The sequence below is a fragment of the Kitasatospora sp. NPDC048194 genome (assembly GCF_043202455.1).
Classification (GTDB): Bacteria; Actinomycetota; Actinomycetes; order Streptomycetales; family Streptomycetaceae; genus Kitasatospora.
In genome coordinates, this window is sequence record NZ_JBIDAK010000009.1 from 1 (window position 1) to 16,618 (window position 16,618).

Below are 16,618 nucleotides of genomic sequence, written 5' to 3' on the forward strand. Positions count from 1 at the left end.
GCCGACCGCGTCGTCTTCCTCGCCGACGGCCGCATCGTCGACGAACTCCACGCCCCCACCGCCGACACCGTCCTGGACCGCATGCGCCGCTTCGAGGCCAAGGGCCGCACCAGCTGACCAGCCCGGCCCCTCAGCCCGCCTCACCGAACCTCCCCAGGACACCTCATGCATCGCACCGCTCTGCGCAACGTGCTGGCCCACAAGGGCCGGCTCCTGATGACGGCCCTGGCCGTCCTGCTCGGCACCGCCTTCGTGGCGGGCACCATGGTCTTCTCCGACACCTTCGGCAAGGCCCTGCGGGACAGCAACTCCAAGAGCTACTCGGACGTGTCGGTCCAGGTCGTGGACAACGCGGCCGCCTCCGACGCCTCCGCCAGGCAGAAGAGCGAGAGCAGCCCGACCGTCCTCGGCGACGCCACCGTCCAGCGGCTGGCCGCCCTGCCCGGCGCCGCGAGCGCCCGCGGCGTGGTCAGCGGCTTCACCGGCGTCGCCGACCGCAAGGGCGACCTGATCGGCCAGGTCTGGGCCGCCCGGGGCGCCAACTTCGCGCCCGGCCAGGACGGCAGGGACCCGCGCTACCCGATGGTCGAGGGCCAGGGCCCGAAGAACGCCAAGGAGATCGCCCTCGACCGCAGGACCGCCGACCGGGCCGGGTACAAGGTCGGCGACACCGTCCGGATCGCCGTCAACGGGCCGGTGATCGAGGCCAGGCTCACCGGGCTCTTCACCACCGACGACCCGGTGGTGAACACCGGCGGCACCCTCACCCTGTTCGACCGGGCCACCGCCCAGCAGACACTGCTCCAGGAGCCGGGCCGCTACAGCAGCATCGTGCTCACCGCGAAGCCGGGGACCTCCCAGGACGCGCTGCTCGCCCAGGCCGAGCCCGTGATCCCGTCGGACCACCAGTTCGTCATCAAGACCGGTGCCGCGCTCCAGGCCGACGAGCAGGCGCAGATCGCCCGGAGCACCGACGCGATGCGCACCATGCTGCTGGTCTTCGCGTTCATCTCGCTCTTCGTCGGCATCTTCATCATCGCCAACACCTTCACCATGCTGGTCGCCCAGCGCACCAAGGAGCTCGCGCTGCTGCGGGCGATCGGCGCCAGCCGCAGGCAGGTCACCCGCTCCGTGCTGGCCGAGGCACTGCTGATCGGCACCGTCTCCGCGGTGGCCGGCCTGCTGGCCGGCATCGGGATCGGCGCCGGGATGCAGTCCCTGATCGGCTCGCTGAACGAGAACATGCCGAGCGGCTCGCTGGTGATCAAGCCGCTCACCGTCGTGGTGACCGTCGCGGTCGGCGTCCTGGTGACGGTGCTGTCGGCCCTGCTGCCCGCCCTGCGCGCCGCCCGGATCGCGCCGGTCGCCGCGATGAGCAGCGGCGACCAACCGGCCACCCAGAAGAGCCTGGTGGTCCGCAACACCATCGGATCGGTGCTCGCGGGCGGCGGCCTGGCGCTGATCGGCTACGGCGCGTCCACCGGTGACGACAGCGGCCGACTGCCGGTCGGCGGGGGCGCCTTCCTCGCCCTGATCGGCGTGTTCGTCCTGCTGCCGCTGCTCTCCCGCCCGGTGGTCGCCCTGGTCGGTCCGCTGCTGCGGGCGCTGGGCGGCACCCCGGGCCGGCTCGCCCAGCAGAACGCGGTGCGCAACCCGCGCCGCACCGCGGCCACCGCCGCCGCGCTGACCATCGGCCTGACCCTGGTCACCGGGCTCACCGTGATCGGCACCTCGGTCGGCGACACCGTCGACCGGGCCGTCACCAGGTCGATGAAGTCCGACTACATCGTCTCGTCCGCCAACGGCATGAACCTGTCCGGGCAGCTGCCCGCCCAGATCGCCAAGGCGCCCGGGGTGGCGGCGTCCTCGCCGATGACCTCCGCGTACTGGAAGCTCGACGGCACCACCAGGTCGATCACGGGTCTGGACGCGGACGCCTTCGACCGGATCGCCGAGGTCAAGCTGACCAGCGGGTCCACCGCCGCGCTCCGCAGCGGCCAGCTGCTGGTGGACCAGGACGTCGCCGCGAAGTCCGGCGTCACCACCGGCTCGACGATGACCGCCGGCTTCCCGGACGGCTCGACCGGGCGGCTCACCGTGGGCGGCGTGTACGAGGGGGGCGGCATGTTCGGCCCGGTCCTGCTGGCCAACAGCGAGATCGCCAAGCACGAGCCGAAGCCCTACGTCGCCGACGTGCTGGTGACGGGCGAGAACGGCGCCACCCCCGCGCTCAAGCAGGCGCTCAAGGACGCCACCGGCGCCAACCCGGTGATCGAGGTCAAGTCCAAGCAGGACGTCCGGGACGACTTCAGCCAGATCATCACCTTCGCGCTGAACCTGATGTACGGCCTGCTGGGAATGGCGGTCCTGATCGCGGTCCTGGGCGTGATCAACACGCTGGCGATGTCGGTGTTCGAGCGGAAGCGGGAGATCGGGATGCTGCGGGCGATCGGCCTGGACCGCCGGGGCATCAAGCGGATGGTCCGACTGGAGTCGGTGGTGATCTCGCTCTTCGGCGCGGGGATCGGCCTGCTGCTCGGCTGCTTCATCGCCTGGGCGGTCAACGGCACCCTGAAGTCCAGCCTGACCGGGCTGACCACCGTCCTGCCGTACGGCCAGCTGGCCCTGTTCCTGGCGCTGGCCGGGCTGGTCGGGCTGGTGGCCGCGATCTGGCCGGCCCGCCGGGCCGCGGGGCTGGACATCCTGTCGAGCATCAAGACCGACTGACGCCCGCCGCGGCGCCGGGGCGGAGCGCCCCGGCGTCGAGCGGGCGGACCACCCAGCGGACGGACCACCCAGCGGTCGGGCCACCCAGCGGTCGGACGAGCCAGCGGGCGGACCGCCCAGCGAGCGAACAACAGAGAGCCCCTGCCGGAGGGTTTCGGCAGGGGCTCCTCTGTTTTCTGTACTCCGCCCGGTCACACGGCCGGCTGAGCACCACGGAGGTCGTGGTCCGGCGTCACTGCCGGGCGGAGGGCCTCCGACTCATGCCCCGGCGCTCCCACACCGGGGTCCGGTCGCTACTTGCTGGCGAGCTCCTTGTCGGCGGCCGGCTTGGCGGCCTCGACGGGCTTGGTGGGCGGCGTGACCTCCTGGATCGGCAGCTGCGGCCGCTCCATCTGGGCCAGGCCGACCATCTCGCGCTTCAGGAACATCGCGAGGGTCCAGTCGGTGAAGACGCGGACCTTGCGGTTGAAGGTCGGCACCATCGCGCCGTGGTAGGCACGGTGGAACCACCAGGCCAGACGGCCCTTCAGCTTGACCTTGCCGAACAGGATCGCGACGCCCTTGTGCAGGCCGAGACCGGCGACCGCACCCAGGTTCTTGTGCTTGTACTCCTTCTGCGGGAAGCCCCGCATGCCGGAGATCACGTTGTCACCGAGGACGACGGCCTGACGGCAGGCGTGCTGCGCGTTCGGCGGGCACCAGGCGCCCTCGCCGGCGGCGAGGTCCGGCACCTGGGCGTTGTCGCCGGCGGCCCAGACGTAGTCGAAGCCCTGGACCTGGAGGGTCGGCGCGGTGTCGACGTGGCCGCGCGGGCCCAGCGGCAGGCCGAAGTTGGCCAGCACCGGGTTCGGCTTGACGCCGGCCGTCCACACGATGGTGGAGGCGTCCATCTCCATGCCGTTCTTCAGCATGACGTGGCCGTCGATGCAGGAGTCCATCGAGGTCTCGATGTAGACCTCGATCTTCCGCTCCTCGAGCTTCTCCTTGGTCCACAGACCCAGGTCCGGGCCGACCTCGGGGAGGATGCGGTTGGCCGCCTCGACCATGACGAAGCGCATGTCGTCACGGCTGACGGTCTTGTACAGCTTCGACGCGTCGCGCGCCATGTCCTCGATCTCGGCGATCGTCTCGACGCCGGCGAAGCCACCGCCGATGACGACGAAGGTCAGCGCCTTGCGGCGGACCTCCTCGTCCGTGGTGGACTCGGCCTTGTCGAGCTGGGCCATGACGTGGTTGCGGAGGCCGATGGCCTCCTCGACCGTCTTCATGCCGATGCCGTTCTCCGCCAGACCCGGGATCGGGAAGGTGCGGGAGACCGAGCCGGTCGCGACGACCAGGTACTCGAAGGGCAGCTCGTAGCTGTCGCCCGCCGCGGGCTGGATGGTGGCGACCTTGCGGGCGTGGTCGATACCGGTGACGGACCCGGTCAGCACCTCCGCCTTCTTGAGGGCGCTGCGCAGCGGCGCGACGAGGTTGCGGGGCGCGACGTTGCCGCCGGCCGCCTCGGGGAGGAAGGGCAGGTACGTCATGTACGACCGCGGGTCCACGACCGTGACGGTCGCTTCGCCGTAACGCATCTTCTTGAGGATGCGCATCGCGGCATACAGGCCGACGTAACCACCGCCGACAATGAGGATGCGAGGACGCTCCGTGGTGCTCATATCCGAAAGTATCCAGCACCGTTCGGAGCAGCCTTCGTGAGCCCGGTCACAAGCTCATGGACACCCCGTGCTACACTCCGCGCCCACAAAAACGGCCCCCACCGGGCGGCTCACAGGCCTCAGGGGGGCGCCGTGAACGCGCGCCGGAGCACCACCCTGCTGAGCAGCAACGATCCGCACAGCTCCCGCGTTCCCGCGCGTGATTTCGATTTTCAAACCCCGAACGAGGCCTGACCTGCGATCCAGCGGGCCCGGACAGGGGCAGGCCTTCGGTCTCACAATTCGGGCGTAGCGGGCCCCGGGGTGCGACGAATGACTGGATCGCCATGTGAAGAAATTCACGAACATTCCCGCCCGCGCCCGGGCGCGCCCCGGCTCCGGTGCCCCGCCGGGGGCGCCGGAGCCGGTTCGGTAAGCCCTGCAGACCGTCAGGAGGCCATACTCCAGGCGATGCCGTCCAGGATGTCGTGCTCGCTCACGACCACCTCGGCGGCACCGGTCCGCTCCATGATCTCCAGCAGTTCGAGCGCCCCGGCGGCGATCACGTCCACCCGGCCCGGGTGCATCGACGGGATGGCCGCGCGCTCGGCGTGGGTCGCGGCGAGCAGCTCGCGGGCGATTCCGGCGACCCGCTCGCGGCTGATCCGGGAGTGGTGGATCCGCTCGCTGTCGTACTCCGACAGGCCCTGGGCGATCGCCGACACCGTGGTGACCGTACCGGCGAGGCCGACCAGGGTGGCCGCGCCGGTCAGCGGGACCACCTCCTCGGCCTTGTCCAGCTCGGCCCGCACGTGGGCCCGGGCCTCGGCGATCTGCTCCTCGGAGGGCAGCTCGGCACCGCCGAAGTGGCGCTCGGTCAGCCGCACGCAGCCGATGTCCACCGAGCGCGCCGCCTGCACGTCCGTCCCGCCGAGCACGAACTCCGTCGAGCCGCCACCGAGGTCGAACACCAGGTAGGGCGCCGGGAACTGTCCACCGGTCAGCTCCTTGGTGGCGCCGACGAAGGACAGGTGCGCCTCCTCCTCGCCGCTCACCACCTCGGGCTCGACGCCCAGGATGTCGCGCACGCCCTTGACGTACTCGTCGCTGTTCTCGGCGTCCCGGGAGGCGCTGGTGGCGACGAAGCGGATCCGCTCGGGGCCGACGCCGAAGCCGGTGATGATCTCCCGGTACTCCCGGCAGGCCGCGAAGGTGCGGGCCAGCGCGTCCGGGTGCAGCCGGCCCGTCCGGTCCACGCCCTGGCCCAGCCGGTTGACGATCATCCGGCGGTCGAGGTCGGTGATCCCGCCGGTCTCCGGGTCCAGGTCGGCGACCAGCAGGCGGATCGAGTTGGTGCCGCAGTCGATCGCGGCCACACGCGTCATGGTCACTCGGACTCCTGCTCCGCGGCGTCCTCGGCGGCGCGCTTCTTCGCGGCGCGCTCGGCCGCCTTCCGCTGCTTGGCCGCGATCACGGCCTCGTGGTCCTGCTCCTTGGCGCGGTTGCGGGCGACCCGCTCCCCGGCCGCCTCGACCTCGGCCGGGGAGACGCACGGGCCCTTGGCCCACCAGTCCTCCAGCATGCCGAGCGCCTCGTCGCCGAGCGGGTTGACGCCCTCGCCGGCCGCCAGCGAGTGGCCGACCAGCACGTGCAGGCACTTCACCCGGTCCGGCATGCCGCCGGCGCTCGGGAAGCCCTCCAGCACCTCGATCGCGTCGCGCCGGGCGATGTAGTCCTCGTGCGCCCTCTGGTACGCGGCGGCGAGCTCCGGGTCCTCGGCGAGCCGGGCGGTCTGCTCCTTCATCACGCCGTCCGCCTCCAGGGTGCCGATCAGCGAGGCGGCCTTGGGGCAGGTCAGGTAGTACAGCGTCGGGAACGGCGTGCCGTCCGGCAGCCGGGGGGCCGTCTCCACGACGTCGGGGTTGCCGCAGGGGCAGCGGTGCGCGACACCGCGCAGGCCGCGCGGCACCCGGCCGAGCTGGGCGGCGATGGCCGCGACGTCGGCGTCGGAGACGGCGGGGTGGTTCTCAGTGGTCATGGGGGGTGGGGTCTCCAACGGAGGACGGGGGGAGCGGACGGGGGGTCACGGAGGGCGGCGCGGCGGCGAGGTCGGCGGCGTCCACCGAGTCCCAGATGCTGGCGTACCAGGGCTTGGCGGCGGCCCTGGCCGAGCCGCCGGCCGAGGCGGGTGCGGCGGGCGCCGAGGGGCGGGCGGCCGAGCCGGCCGGGTCCACCGCGATGTACGGGGTCTCCCCCGGCACCGCGTAGTGCAGCCGGGCGCGGGCCTGCGCCTTGACGTACTCCGGGTCCTGCCAGCGGGCCTTGTCCCGGCGCAGCTGCTCGACCTGCTGGCGCGCGTGGTCGGCCTTCGCCCGCTGGGCGGAGATCTCGGCGCGCTGGGAGATGAACTGCCGCGTCGGGTAGGCGAGGATCGCCACCAGTGAGCAGAGCACCAGGACGAGGACGGTCGCCCGGCTCGTGAACCGGGGCCGGGCCGCCAAGCCCGGGATCCTCCAGCCAGCCATCTCCCGTATCCCCTCCTGGTCGCGACGGTGCCCCGCCGTCAACCCTACGGGGTGAACGGCGGGGCACCGGTCAGGCGTGCTCGGCCGGCTGGCTCGCCGTGCTCATCACTCCGCGGAGCGGAAGCGCGGGAACGCGCCGCGGCCGGCGTACTCGGCGGCGTCGTCGAGGATCTCCTCGATGCGCAGCAGCTGGTTGTACTTGGCGACGCGCTCGGAGCGGGCCGGGGCGCCGGTCTTGATCTGGCCGCAGTTGGTGGCGACGGCGAGGTCGGCGATGGTGACGTCCTCGGTCTCGCCGGAGCGGTGCGACATCATGCAGCGGTAGCCGTTGCGCTGGGCCAGCTCGACGGCGTCCAGGGTCTCGGTCAGCGAACCGATCTGGTTGACCTTCACCAGCAGCGCGTTGGCGGTGCCGGTCTCGATGCCCTTGGCCAGGCGCTGCGGGTTGGTGACGAACAGGTCGTCGCCGACCAGCTGGACCTTGTCGCCCAGCTTGACGGTCATGGCCTTCCAGCCGTCCCAGTCCGACTCGTCCAGCGGGTCCTCGATGGAGACCAGCGGGTAGGCGGCGACCAGCTCGGCGTAGTACTCGATGAGCTCGGCGGCCGACAGGGCCTTGCCCTCGAACTGGTAGGCGCCGTCCTGGTAGAACTCGGAGGCGGCGACGTCCAGGGCCAGCGCGATGTCGCGGCCGGGCACGTAGCCGGCCTTCTGGATGGCCTCGGTGATCAGGTCCAGGGCCTCGCGGTTGCTGTCCAGGTTCGGGGCGAAGCCGCCCTCGTCGCCGAGGCCGGTGGACAGGCCGCGCTCCTTCAGCACGCCCTTGAGAGTGTGGTAGACCTCGACGCCCCAGCGGACGGCCTCGGAGAAGGACTCCGCGCCGATCGGGGCGATCATGAACTCCTGGATGTCGACGTTGGAGTCCGCGTGCGAGCCGCCGTTGAGGATGTTCATCATCGGGACGGGCAGGACGTGCGCGTTCGGGCCGCCCAGGTAGCGGAACAGCGGCAGGTCGCTGGCCTCGGAGGCGGCGTGGGCGACGGCCAGCGAGACGCCCAGGATGGCGTTGGCGCCGAGCGAGGACTTGTCCGGGGTGGCGTCCAGGTCCAGCATGGCCTGGTCGATCAGGCGCTGCTCGGTGGCGTCGTAGCCGACGAGCTCGGGGCCGATCTGCTCGATGACGGCCAGGACGGCCTTCTCGACGCCCTTGCCGAAGTAGCGGTTCTTGTCGCCGTCGCGCAGCTCCAGCGCCTCGAAGGCACCGGTCGAGGCACCCGACGGGACAGCGGCACGACCCGTGCTGCCGTCGTCGAGGCCGACCTCGACCTCGACCGTGGGGTTGCCGCGCGAGTCGAGGATCTCACGGGCTACGACGACATCGATGGACGGCACGAGGCATCTCCTTGCGGAAGCTGGTCCGGCTGACGGTGGTGATGTCGGCGGGACGATTGCGGAGTCGTTACGACCAGAGCCTAACCGCCCGGGCTCCCGGGGCCACGCTGGCCTCGGCCCCGTCTCAACGTGTGGCCCTGCTACCCCCCGGTAGTTCACCTGCTTGTCCCAGCTTGTCCCCCGGGCGCGGACGGACCCGGACCGGCACGGACGGACCCGGACGGAACCGGACGGAAGCGGACGAGGGGGCCGACCCGTCGGCCGGCCCCCTCGTCGGTCCTCAGCCGAGGTGCAGGACCTGGCCGGGCATGATCAGGTCCGGGTCGCCGCCGACGGTGGAGCGGTTGCCGTCGTACAGCGCCTGCCAGCCGCCGGTCACGCCCTGGGCGGCGGCGATGGTCGACAGGGTGTCACCGGAGCGCACGGTGTAGTCGTGGCCGGCCGGGGCGGTCGGGGCCGACTGCTCGGCGCGCGGGGCGGCGTGCTTGGGGGTGTACTGCTGGACCGGCTGCTCGGCGGGCTTCTCGGCCTGCCGGGGCGCGGCGTGCTTGGGCGCGTACGGCTGGACCGGCTTTGCGGCCGGAGCGGGAGCCTGCGTCCTGGGCGCCTGCTGCGGGGCGGACCGGGGCTTGGCGTCCGACGAGGTGTCGACGGCGGCCGGGGCGCCGCCCTTGGTCAGGCCCGCCTTCTGCGAGCAGACCGGCCAGGCGCCCGGGCCCTGGGAGGCCAGCACCTTCTCGGCGACCGAGATCTGCTGGGCCTTGCTGGCCTGGTTGGCCTGCGGGGCGTAGGCGGTGCCGCCGTAGGCCTTCCACGTGCTGGAGGTGAACTGCAGCCCGCCGTAGAAGCCGTTGCCGGTGTTGATGCTCCAGTTGCCGCCGCTCTCGCACTGGGCGACGGAGTCCCAGGTGGAGGCCGGGGCGGCGGAGGCACCGGTGGCGGTGAGGAGCGGCAGCGCGAGTCCGACGCCGGCCACACCGGCCACGGCGACGGCCTTCTCGGCCTGGGTGCGACGACGGTGACGGCCGGTTCCAACGAACAGCATGAAGGTCCCTCTCCGCACGCCTGCGAGGTGAGCTGTCGGGTTCGGACCGGGGAGGTGGCCCGGCCGCCGTGCGCGGAGACGTTCCCGCTCGGGCGGCTTCACCCCAAGCCGTGGGGGCGGCAACAAACCTGGTTCCCCCGCCCCTGCCCAGGGTTCTGGTCGGTTTCCCGTGACGCGGCGGGCAGGATTCGGCGTTCCGCGCACGAGGTCCGCAGCTGCGAACTCCAGGGAGATTAGACAGATCCTCAGACCGATCACAAGCTCATATCGTCGACATCACACGGAAATCACGGCAGGTGACCAATCGCCTACCAACGGCACCTGTTTGTCCGGTTTGATGGGCGTTCATACGGTGCCGGAGGGCCGCGGGACGACCATCCGTCAGCGTGTCGGAGCCTCAGGAACCGGGTCCGGAGACGTCGCCTCGGGACTGAATTCGACCGGAAGTTCGCGCAGCCCACGCATGATCAGGCCACCCCGCCAGCGCAGATTCTCCGGACTCTCGGCGAGCCGGAGATCGGGCAGCCGCGACAGCAGCGCGGCCAGGGCGGAGCGCCCTTCGAGCCGGGCCAGCGGGGCGCCGATGCAGTAGTGGATGCCGTGCCCGAACCCCAGGTGGGGGTTGTCCGTCCGGGCCAGGTCCAGGGTGTTCTCGTCCGCGAACCGGGCCGGGTCGCGGTCGGCCGCCGCCAGCACCACCAGCACCGGATCGCCGACCGGGATCTCCACCCCGCCGATGCTCAGCGGGCTCGTCGCGAACCGCCAGGTCGCCAGCTCCACCGGCCCGTCGTAGCGCAGGAGTTCCTCGATCCCGGTCTCCAGCAGGGCGGTCTCCCCACGCGCCACCGACTCCTGCAGCAGCGCCCGCTGGCCCGGGTTGCGCAGCAGCGCGTACGTCCCGTTGCCGATCAGGTTGATGGTCGTCTCGAACCCCGCGAAGATCAGCACGAAGCACATCGCGGCGGCCTCGTTCTCCGTCAGGTGCTCGCCGTGGTCGCTGGCCCGGATGAGGCCGGAGATCAGGTCGTCCCCGAGGTCGGCGCGCTTGCGGTGGATGAGGTCCACCAGGTAGGCGCGGATGCGCTTGACCGCCCGGCCCACGCCCCCGCGCTGCCCGCCGTGGTGGCGGATCATCATGCCCGCCCACTCCCGGAGGTCGTCCTGGTCCTCGGCCGGGACGCCCAGCATGTCGCAGATCGCGTAGATGGGGAGCGGGAAGGCGAACTCGTGGATCAGGTCGGCCGAGCCGCGCTGCGCGAAGCCGTCGATCAGCCGGTCGGTGAGCTGCTGCACCCGCGGCTCGAACTCGGCCACCCGGCGCGGGGTGAACGCCTTGGACACCAGGCGGCGCAGCCGGGTGTGGTCCGGCGGGTCGATGTTCAGCAGGTGGGTCATCAGGTCCGCCTGCCGCTCCCCCGGGATGCCCACCCGGCCGGTGCGGTGCGCCTGCCCGCTGTGGTGCGCCGGGTTCTTCGACAGCCGGCTGTCCGCGAGCGCCTGCCGGGCGTCCGCGTACCGCGTCACCAGCCAGGCGTCCACACCGCTCGGCAGGGTGGTGCGGTGCACCGGGGCGTGCTCGCGCAGCCAGGCGTACGCGGGGTACGGATCGGCGGCGAACTCCCAGGTGAAGAGCTGCGGGGCGGGCTGGACGGCGTCGGGCTGAGCAGGCATGGGTCGACCGTAACCGCTGCCCCGGGCGCGTCCGGCCCACCGGCGGCCGTCGAGGGCGTCCGGACCGGTCGCGGACGGCTCGCCGGGCGGGCGCCAGGGGGTGCCGGGGACGGCGCCGTTCGGGCGCCGTGGGGGGCGCGAGCCGGTCGCCGACGGCGCGCGTGCGGTGCGCCGCCCCTCCGTGGACGGCCCGTGGACGGGACGTGGACGGCTCTTGGACAGAGCTTGGCCGGACGGCGGGCGTGAGCCTGGTCACCTGCGGGGTAATCCCTGTTGCGGAGGGTCAGGTCGTGCCTACGATCCTCCGCAGTGTGCGTGGGCGCCGGTGCGGTGTCGCCCACAGGGAGGAGCAGACCATGCGGGTCAGCGGGGCAGTCGTCGTCATCGCGGTGCTCGACGGCGGTTCGGGAGCCGACCTCGCCCGCCGGTTCACCGCGGCCGGCGCCGCCGGGGTGCTGATCGCCGACACCAACGTCGGTGTCGCCGAGGACCTCGCCGCCGAACTCGACCGGCCCGGGTGCCCCGTCGTCGGCGTCGCCGGCGACATCCGCCGGCCCAGCGACGTCGCCGCCCTGGTCGACACCGCCGAGAAGCACCTCGGACCGATCGACCTCTTCTGCGTGGCCGGCCCGAACGGCGAGCGGATCGTCTCCCTCGCCGACCTGCCCGCCCACCTCGACCTGGAGCGCCTCGCCGAACTCGTCGCCCTGGTCGGCGAGGCCATCGGCGAGCTCGTCCCCCCGCAGCGGCGCCCGGCCGAGTCGGCCGCCACGGCGGCCTGACGCCGCCGCGGCCCGAGAGCCCGCTCCTGCCCGCGCTCGCGCCCCGCTACGACTGCTGCCCGAGTCCCTCGGCCGCGCGCACCGCCTCCCGGTAGCCGCGCGCGGCCGAGCGCAGCGCCGCGTCCACGTCCACCCCGGCGTCGTGCGCCCGCTGCGCCACCGCCAGCAGCAGTCGGCCCGCCGACTCCGCGGTCAGCTCCGCCGGCAGCTCGTACGGCTCGTCCGGCACGCCCTCGAAGCCGGCCCGGCGCACCCGGGACACCAGCTTCGCCGCGTACGCCAGCGACGGCAGCCCGGCCGGGACGCCGTCCAGCACCGACTCCCGGTCCGCCTTCTCGGCGGCCTTCAGCTGCTCCCAGTTCGCCTCCACCTCGGCGGCGCCCTCGGCCTCCGCGTCCCCGAACACGTGCGGGTGGCGGTACACCAGCTTCTCGACGATGTCCCCGGCCACGTCGTCGATCGTGAACGGCCCGGTCGGGTGCTCCTCGGCGATCCGGGAGTGGAAGAACACCTGCAGGAGCACGTCGCCCAGCTCCTCGCGCAGGGTGTCCCGATCCCCCTCCTCGATCGCCTCGACCAACTCGTACGCCTCCTCGACCAGGTACTTCACCAGGCTCTCGTGCGTCTGCTCGGCGTCCCACGGGCACCCGCCCGGCGAACGCAGCCGGTCCATCACCGACACCAGGTCCAGCAGCCGCGAGCCCGGCAGGTCGTACGAGCCCGGCAGCACCTCGATCTCCGGCACCTCGCCGGCCCGCTCCACCGCCAGCCGTGCCAGCGCGTCCGTCAGCCCCGGGTCCCCGTCCGGGCTGCCCAGCCAGACCGTCGGCCCCGTCCCGGCCGGCTGCCCGGTCAGCAGCCGCGCCAGGGCCGGCGCCGAATCCGCCGCCACCACCTCGACCGCCACCCCGGCCTGGCGCACCGCGGCGACCTGCGGATGCCGCTCGTCCGCCGCCAGCACCCGGCCCGCCGACCGCAGGGCCTCCCAGGCCGGCCAGGCCAGCAACCCGGGGGCGACCCGGTGGGTGGTGGTCAGCAGGATCAACTTCGCGCCCGGGGCGTCCGTCGGCACAGCATTCGTCGTCACACCTCGAAACTACCCGCCCGGGAGGCGGCGCGGCGGCCCCGGGCGGGTGCCCGGGGCCGCCGCCGGCAGCGCGTCCCGCTACTTCTTCGCCCCCGCCAGGTCGTCGAACATGGCCGACAGGAAGTCCGTGCACCAGCCGAGCAGTTCCCGGCCGACCAGCGGCTTGCCGCCGATCCGGCCGGTGCTCGGGCGGGGCACCAGCAGCTGCCGGGCCGCCGCCTTGACCTGGCTGCGCGGGTAGAGCCGGTTCAGCCGCAGCTGCTGGGACTCGCGCAGCTCCACCGGGCCGAAGCGGACGTTCGCGCCCTGCAGGGTGATGTCCGAGATCCCGCACCGCCGGGCGTACAGCCGCAGCGCCGCGACCATCAGCAAATTCTCCACCGGCTCCGGCAGCTTGCCGTAGCGGTCCGTGAGCTCGTCCCGGACCTGCTGGATGTCCGCCTCCGAGTTGACCGCCGCGATCGAACGGTAGGCCTGCAGCCGCAGCCGCTCGCCGGGCGCGTAGTCGTGCGGCACGTGGGCGTCCACCGGCAGCTCGATCTTCACCTCCAGCGGCTCCTCCTCCGGTTCGCCGCCGTTCGCCAGCGACTCGCGGAACTCGGCCACCGCCTCGCCCACCATCCGCATGTAGAGGTCGAAGCCGACCCCCGCGATGTGCCCGGACTGCTCGCCGCCGAGCAGGTTGCCCGCGCCGCGGATCTCCAGGTCCTTCATCGCGACGTACATGCCGGCGCCCATCTCGGTGTGCTGGGCGATGGTGGCCAGCCGCTCGTGGGCGGTCTCGGTGAGCGGCTTCTCCGGCGGGTACAGCATGTAGGCGTAGCCGCGCTCGCGACCGCGCCCGACCCGGCCGCGCAGCTGGTGCAGCTGGGAGAGGCCGAAGGTGTCGCCGCGCTCGACGATCAGGGTGTTGGCGTTGGAGATGTCGATGCCGGACTCCACGATCGTGGTCGACACCAGGACGTCGAACTCCTTCTCCCAGAAGTCGACGACGACCTTCTCCAGCTGGGTCTCCCCCATCTGCCCGTGCGCGGTGGCGATCCGCGCCTCGGGCACCAGGTCCCTCAGCCGGGCGGCGGCCTTGTCGATCGACTCCACCCGGTTGTGGATGTAGAACACCTGGCCCTCGCGCAGGAGTTCGCGCCGGATCGCGGCCGAGATCTGCTTCTCGTCGTACGGCCCGACGAAGGTCAGCACCGGGTGGCGCTCCTCCGGCGGGGTGGTGATGGTGGACATCTCCCGGATGCCGGTGACGGCCATCTCCAGGGTGCGCGGGATCGGGGTCGCGGACATGGTGAGCACGTCCACGTTGGCGCGCAGCTTCTTCAGCTGCTCCTTGTGCTCGACGCCGAAGCGCTGCTCCTCGTCGACGATGACCAGGCCGAGGTCCTTGAACCTGGTCTCGGAGGAGAACAGCCGGTGGGTGCCGATGACCACGTCCACCGAGCCCTCGGACAGCCCCTCCAGGACGGCCTTGGCCTCGGTGTCGGTCTGGAAGCGGGAAAGCGCCTTCACGGTGACCGGGAAGTTGGCGTACCGCTCGGCGAAGGTGGAGAAGTGCTGCTGCACCAGCAGCGTGGTCGGCACCAGCACCGCGACCTGCTTGCCGTCCTGCACCGCCTTGAAGGCGGCCCGCACGGCGATCTCGGTCTTGCCGTAGCCGACGTCGCCGCAGATCAGCCGGTCCATCGGGACGGACTTCTCCATGTCCGACTTGACCTCGGCGATGGTCGTCAGCTGGTCCGGCGTCTCCGCGTACGGGAAGGCGTCCTCCAGCTCGCGCTGCCAGGGGGTGTCCGGCCCGAAGGCGTGCCCGGGGGCGGCCATCCGCGCCGAGTACAGCTTGATCAGGTCGGCGGCGATCTCCTTGACCGCCTTCTTGGCCCGCTGCTTGGTCTTCGCCCAGTCCGCGCCGCCGAGCCGGTGCAGCGTCGGGGCCTCGCCGCCCACGTACTTGGTGACCTGGTCCAGCTGGTCGGTCGGCACGAACAGCCGGTCGCCGGGGTGGCCCCGCTTGGCGGGGGCGTACTCCAGCACCAGGTACTCGCGGGTGGCGCCCTGGACGGTGCGCTGCACCATCTCGACGTACTTGCCGACGCCGTGCGCCTCGTGGACGACGTAGTCGCCGGCCACCAGGGCCAGCGGGTCGATCGCGTTGCGGCGTCGGGACGGCATCCGGCGCATGTCCTTGGTGGAGGACCGCTGGCCGGACAGGTCGGTCTCGGTGATGACGGTGAGCTTCAGCTGCTCGTCCACGAAGCCGTGCTCGATGGAGCCGCAGGAGACGTGGACGACGTCCCGGGTGGGTGCCTCGGCGAGGTCGGCGACCAGTCGGGCCGGGATGCCCTCGTTGCCCAGGACCTCGGCGAGCCGGGAGGCGGGGCCGTGGCCCTCGGTCACCATGACGACGCGCCAGTCGGCGGCCAGCCGCTCCTTGGCGTCGGCGATCGCCCGGGCGGTGTCGCCCCGGTACGCCTCGACGGCGTGCATGCCCAGGGTCAGGGTGGTGGCGTCGCCGAGCCGGTCGGCGTCCGCGCCCGGGACGGCGAGGGAGGCGTCGGCCGTGGACCCGCTGGCCGCGAAGGGGCTGACGGACCACCAGGGCAGCCCGATCTCGTCGGCGTGCTCGCGCACCTCCGCGAGCGAGCGCAGCGAGGCGGCCGAGACGTCGATGGCCTCCAGGTCGATCGGCCGGTCCCCGCCCGCCGCCGCCGCGACCCAGGAGGCGTGCAGGAACTCCTGGCTGGTGGCCACCAGATCGGCGGCCCGGGTGCGGACCCGCTCGGGGTCGCAGAGCACCGCCACCGAGCCGAGCGGCAGCACGTCGAGCAGCAGCTCCATGTCGTCCACCAGCACCGGCGCCAGCGACTCCATGCCCTCGACCGCGATGCCCTCGGCGATCTTGTCCAGGATCTCGGCCAGCCCCGGGTGCTGGGCCGAGAGTTCGGCCGCTCGTGCCCGCACCTCGTCCGTCAGCAGCAGCTCGCGGCAGGGCGGCGCCCACAGGCCGTGCTCGGCGATCTCCAGCGAGCGCTGGTCGGCGACCTTGAAGTAGCGGATCTCCTCGACCTCGTCGCCCCAGAACTCCACCCGCAGCGGGTGCTCCTCGGTCGGCGGGAAGACGTCCAGGATGCCGCCGCGCACGGCGAACTCGCCGCGCTTCTCCACCAGTTCGACCCGCGCGTAGGCGGCCGCGGAGAGCCGGCGGGCCACCTCCTCCAGGTCGTGCGACTCGCCGCGCCGGACGGCCACCGGCTCCAGCTCGGCCAGCCCCTTGACCTGCGGCTGCAGCACCGAGCGGACCGGGGCGACGACCACCTCCACCGGCCCGGCCGCCGGGTCGTCGGCCCGCGGGTGGACGATCCGCCGCAGCACGGCCAGCCGGCGGCCGACGGTGTCCGAGCGGGGCGACAGCCGCTCGTGCGGCAGGGTCTCCCAGGCCGGGTACTCGGCGACGGCATCGGGGGGCAGCAGCGAGCGCAGCGAGGCGGCGAGGTCCTCGGCCTCCCGGCCGGTCGCGGTGACGGCGAGCACCGGGCGGCCCCGGTCGCCGGCGGCCTGTGCGGCCAGCGCGCGGGCCAGCGCGGCGATGGCGAACGGCCGGGCGGCGGGCGGTCCGACCAGGTCCAGGTGGCGGCGGCCGCCGGCCGGGGCGCCGGCAGCGGTGGCCGCCCCGATCGCCTCGGCGAGCGCCGCGTCCCGCGCGACGACATCGAGCAGTCCGGTCAGGCTCATCAGAGGTCTCTTCT

The 16,618-nt window shown here is 72.6% G+C and carries 11 protein-coding genes, 1 pseudogene and 1 riboswitch; of the genes and pseudogenes, 3 read left to right on the forward strand and 9 right to left on the reverse strand.

The genetic code is table 11. The annotated features are described in order from the left end of the window. Together ACGF07_RS13655 and ACGF07_RS13660 are read left to right on the forward strand one after the other, a co-directional pair. Positions 1-117, forward strand: a pseudogene (locus ACGF07_RS13655) (ABC transporter ATP-binding protein); the annotation flags it as partial. Positions 118-165: 48 nt separating this feature from the next. Then, entirely contained in the window at positions 166-2,727 is a 2,562-nt protein-coding gene (locus tag ACGF07_RS13660; protein ID WP_392898258.1) for an ABC transporter permease, read from the forward strand. Positions 2,728-3,020: 293 nt separating this feature from the next. On the opposite strand, the gene ACGF07_RS13665 is transcribed toward ACGF07_RS13660, so the two are convergent. From ACGF07_RS13665 to ACGF07_RS13695, 7 genes are all read right to left on the reverse strand, one after another. Then, positions 3,021-4,388, reverse strand: coding sequence for an NAD(P)/FAD-dependent oxidoreductase (locus ACGF07_RS13665; RefSeq protein WP_350746368.1), 1,368 nt, complete (start codon positions 4,386-4,388; stop codon positions 3,021-3,023). 428 nt (positions 4,389-4,816) lie between these two features. After that, positions 4,817-5,752 carry a Ppx/GppA phosphatase family protein gene (locus ACGF07_RS13670; RefSeq protein ID WP_350746373.1) on the reverse strand — a complete coding sequence of 312 codons (936 nt, stop codon included), beginning with the start codon at positions 5,750-5,752 and terminating at the stop codon, positions 4,817-4,819. 2 nt (positions 5,753-5,754) lie between these two features. Then, positions 5,755-6,423, reverse strand: a complete 669-nt coding sequence (locus ACGF07_RS13675) for a DUF501 domain-containing protein (RefSeq protein WP_350746365.1) — start codon at positions 6,421-6,423, stop codon at positions 5,755-5,757. Continuing rightward, positions 6,395-6,892 carry a septum formation initiator family protein gene (locus tag ACGF07_RS13680; protein ID WP_350746362.1) on the reverse strand — a complete coding sequence of 166 codons (498 nt, stop codon included), beginning with the start codon at positions 6,890-6,892 and terminating at the stop codon, positions 6,395-6,397. Before ACGF07_RS13680 ends, ACGF07_RS13675 begins: the two co-directional genes overlap by 29 nt. Before the next feature lie 105 nt (positions 6,893-6,997). Further along, entirely contained in the window at positions 6,998-8,284 is a 1,287-nt protein-coding gene (gene eno / locus ACGF07_RS13685) for a phosphopyruvate hydratase (protein ID WP_350746359.1), read from the reverse strand. Positions 8,285-8,564: 280 nt separating this feature from the next. Then, a complete protein-coding gene (locus ACGF07_RS13690; RefSeq protein WP_392898262.1) occupies positions 8,565-9,329 on the reverse strand; it encodes a transglycosylase family protein in 765 nt (254 codons plus the stop codon). A gap of 1 nt (position 9,330) precedes the next feature. After that, a riboswitch (cyclic di-AMP (ydaO/yuaA leader) is annotated at positions 9,331-9,500 on the reverse strand. 210 nt (positions 9,501-9,710) lie between these two features. Continuing rightward, positions 9,711-11,000: a cytochrome P450 gene (locus ACGF07_RS13695; protein WP_392898265.1), complete on the reverse strand. Its 1,290-nt coding sequence runs from the start codon at positions 10,998-11,000 to the stop codon at positions 9,711-9,713. Between the two features lie 356 nt (positions 11,001-11,356). On the opposite strand from ACGF07_RS13695, the gene ACGF07_RS13700 reads away from it, so the two are divergent. After that, positions 11,357-11,782, forward strand: a complete 426-nt coding sequence (locus tag ACGF07_RS13700) for an SDR family NAD(P)-dependent oxidoreductase (RefSeq protein ID WP_392898266.1) — start codon at positions 11,357-11,359, stop codon at positions 11,780-11,782. A gap of 46 nt (positions 11,783-11,828) precedes the next feature. On the opposite strand, the gene ACGF07_RS13705 is transcribed toward ACGF07_RS13700, so the two are convergent. Then, positions 11,829-12,869: a MazG family protein gene (locus ACGF07_RS13705; RefSeq protein ID WP_350746347.1), complete on the reverse strand. Its 1,041-nt coding sequence runs from the start codon at positions 12,867-12,869 to the stop codon at positions 11,829-11,831. A 78-nt stretch (positions 12,870-12,947) separates the two neighbouring features. After that, positions 12,948-16,604: a transcription-repair coupling factor gene (mfd, locus tag ACGF07_RS13710; RefSeq protein ID WP_392898269.1), complete on the reverse strand. Its 3,657-nt coding sequence runs from the start codon at positions 16,602-16,604 to the stop codon at positions 12,948-12,950. Positions 16,605-16,618: the final 14 nt, after the last annotated feature.

Bases quoted from the DNA above. Each gene is read 5' to 3' on its own strand.
- ACGF07_RS13660 (WP_392898258.1), top strand. From the start codon at position 166: ATGCATCGCACCGCTCTGCGCAACGTGCTGGCCCACAAGGGCCGGCTC.
- ACGF07_RS13665 (WP_350746368.1), bottom strand. From the start codon at position 4,388: ATGAGCACCACGGAGCGTCCTCGCATCCTCATTGTCGGCGGTGGTTAC.
- ACGF07_RS13670 (WP_350746373.1), bottom strand. From the start codon at position 5,752: ATGACGCGTGTGGCCGCGATCGACTGCGGCACCAACTCGATCCGCCTG.
- ACGF07_RS13680 (WP_350746362.1), bottom strand. From the start codon at position 6,892: ATGGCTGGCTGGAGGATCCCGGGCTTGGCGGCCCGGCCCCGGTTCACG.
- ACGF07_RS13690 (WP_392898262.1), bottom strand. From the start codon at position 9,329: ATGCTGTTCGTTGGAACCGGCCGTCACCGTCGTCGCACCCAGGCCGAG.
- ACGF07_RS13695 (WP_392898265.1), bottom strand. From the start codon at position 11,000: ATGCCTGCTCAGCCCGACGCCGTCCAGCCCGCCCCGCAGCTCTTCACC.
- ACGF07_RS13700 (WP_392898266.1), top strand. From the start codon at position 11,357: ATGCGGGTCAGCGGGGCAGTCGTCGTCATCGCGGTGCTCGACGGCGGT.
- mfd (WP_392898269.1), bottom strand. From the start codon at position 16,604: ATGAGCCTGACCGGACTGCTCGATGTCGTCGCGCGGGACGCGGCGCTC.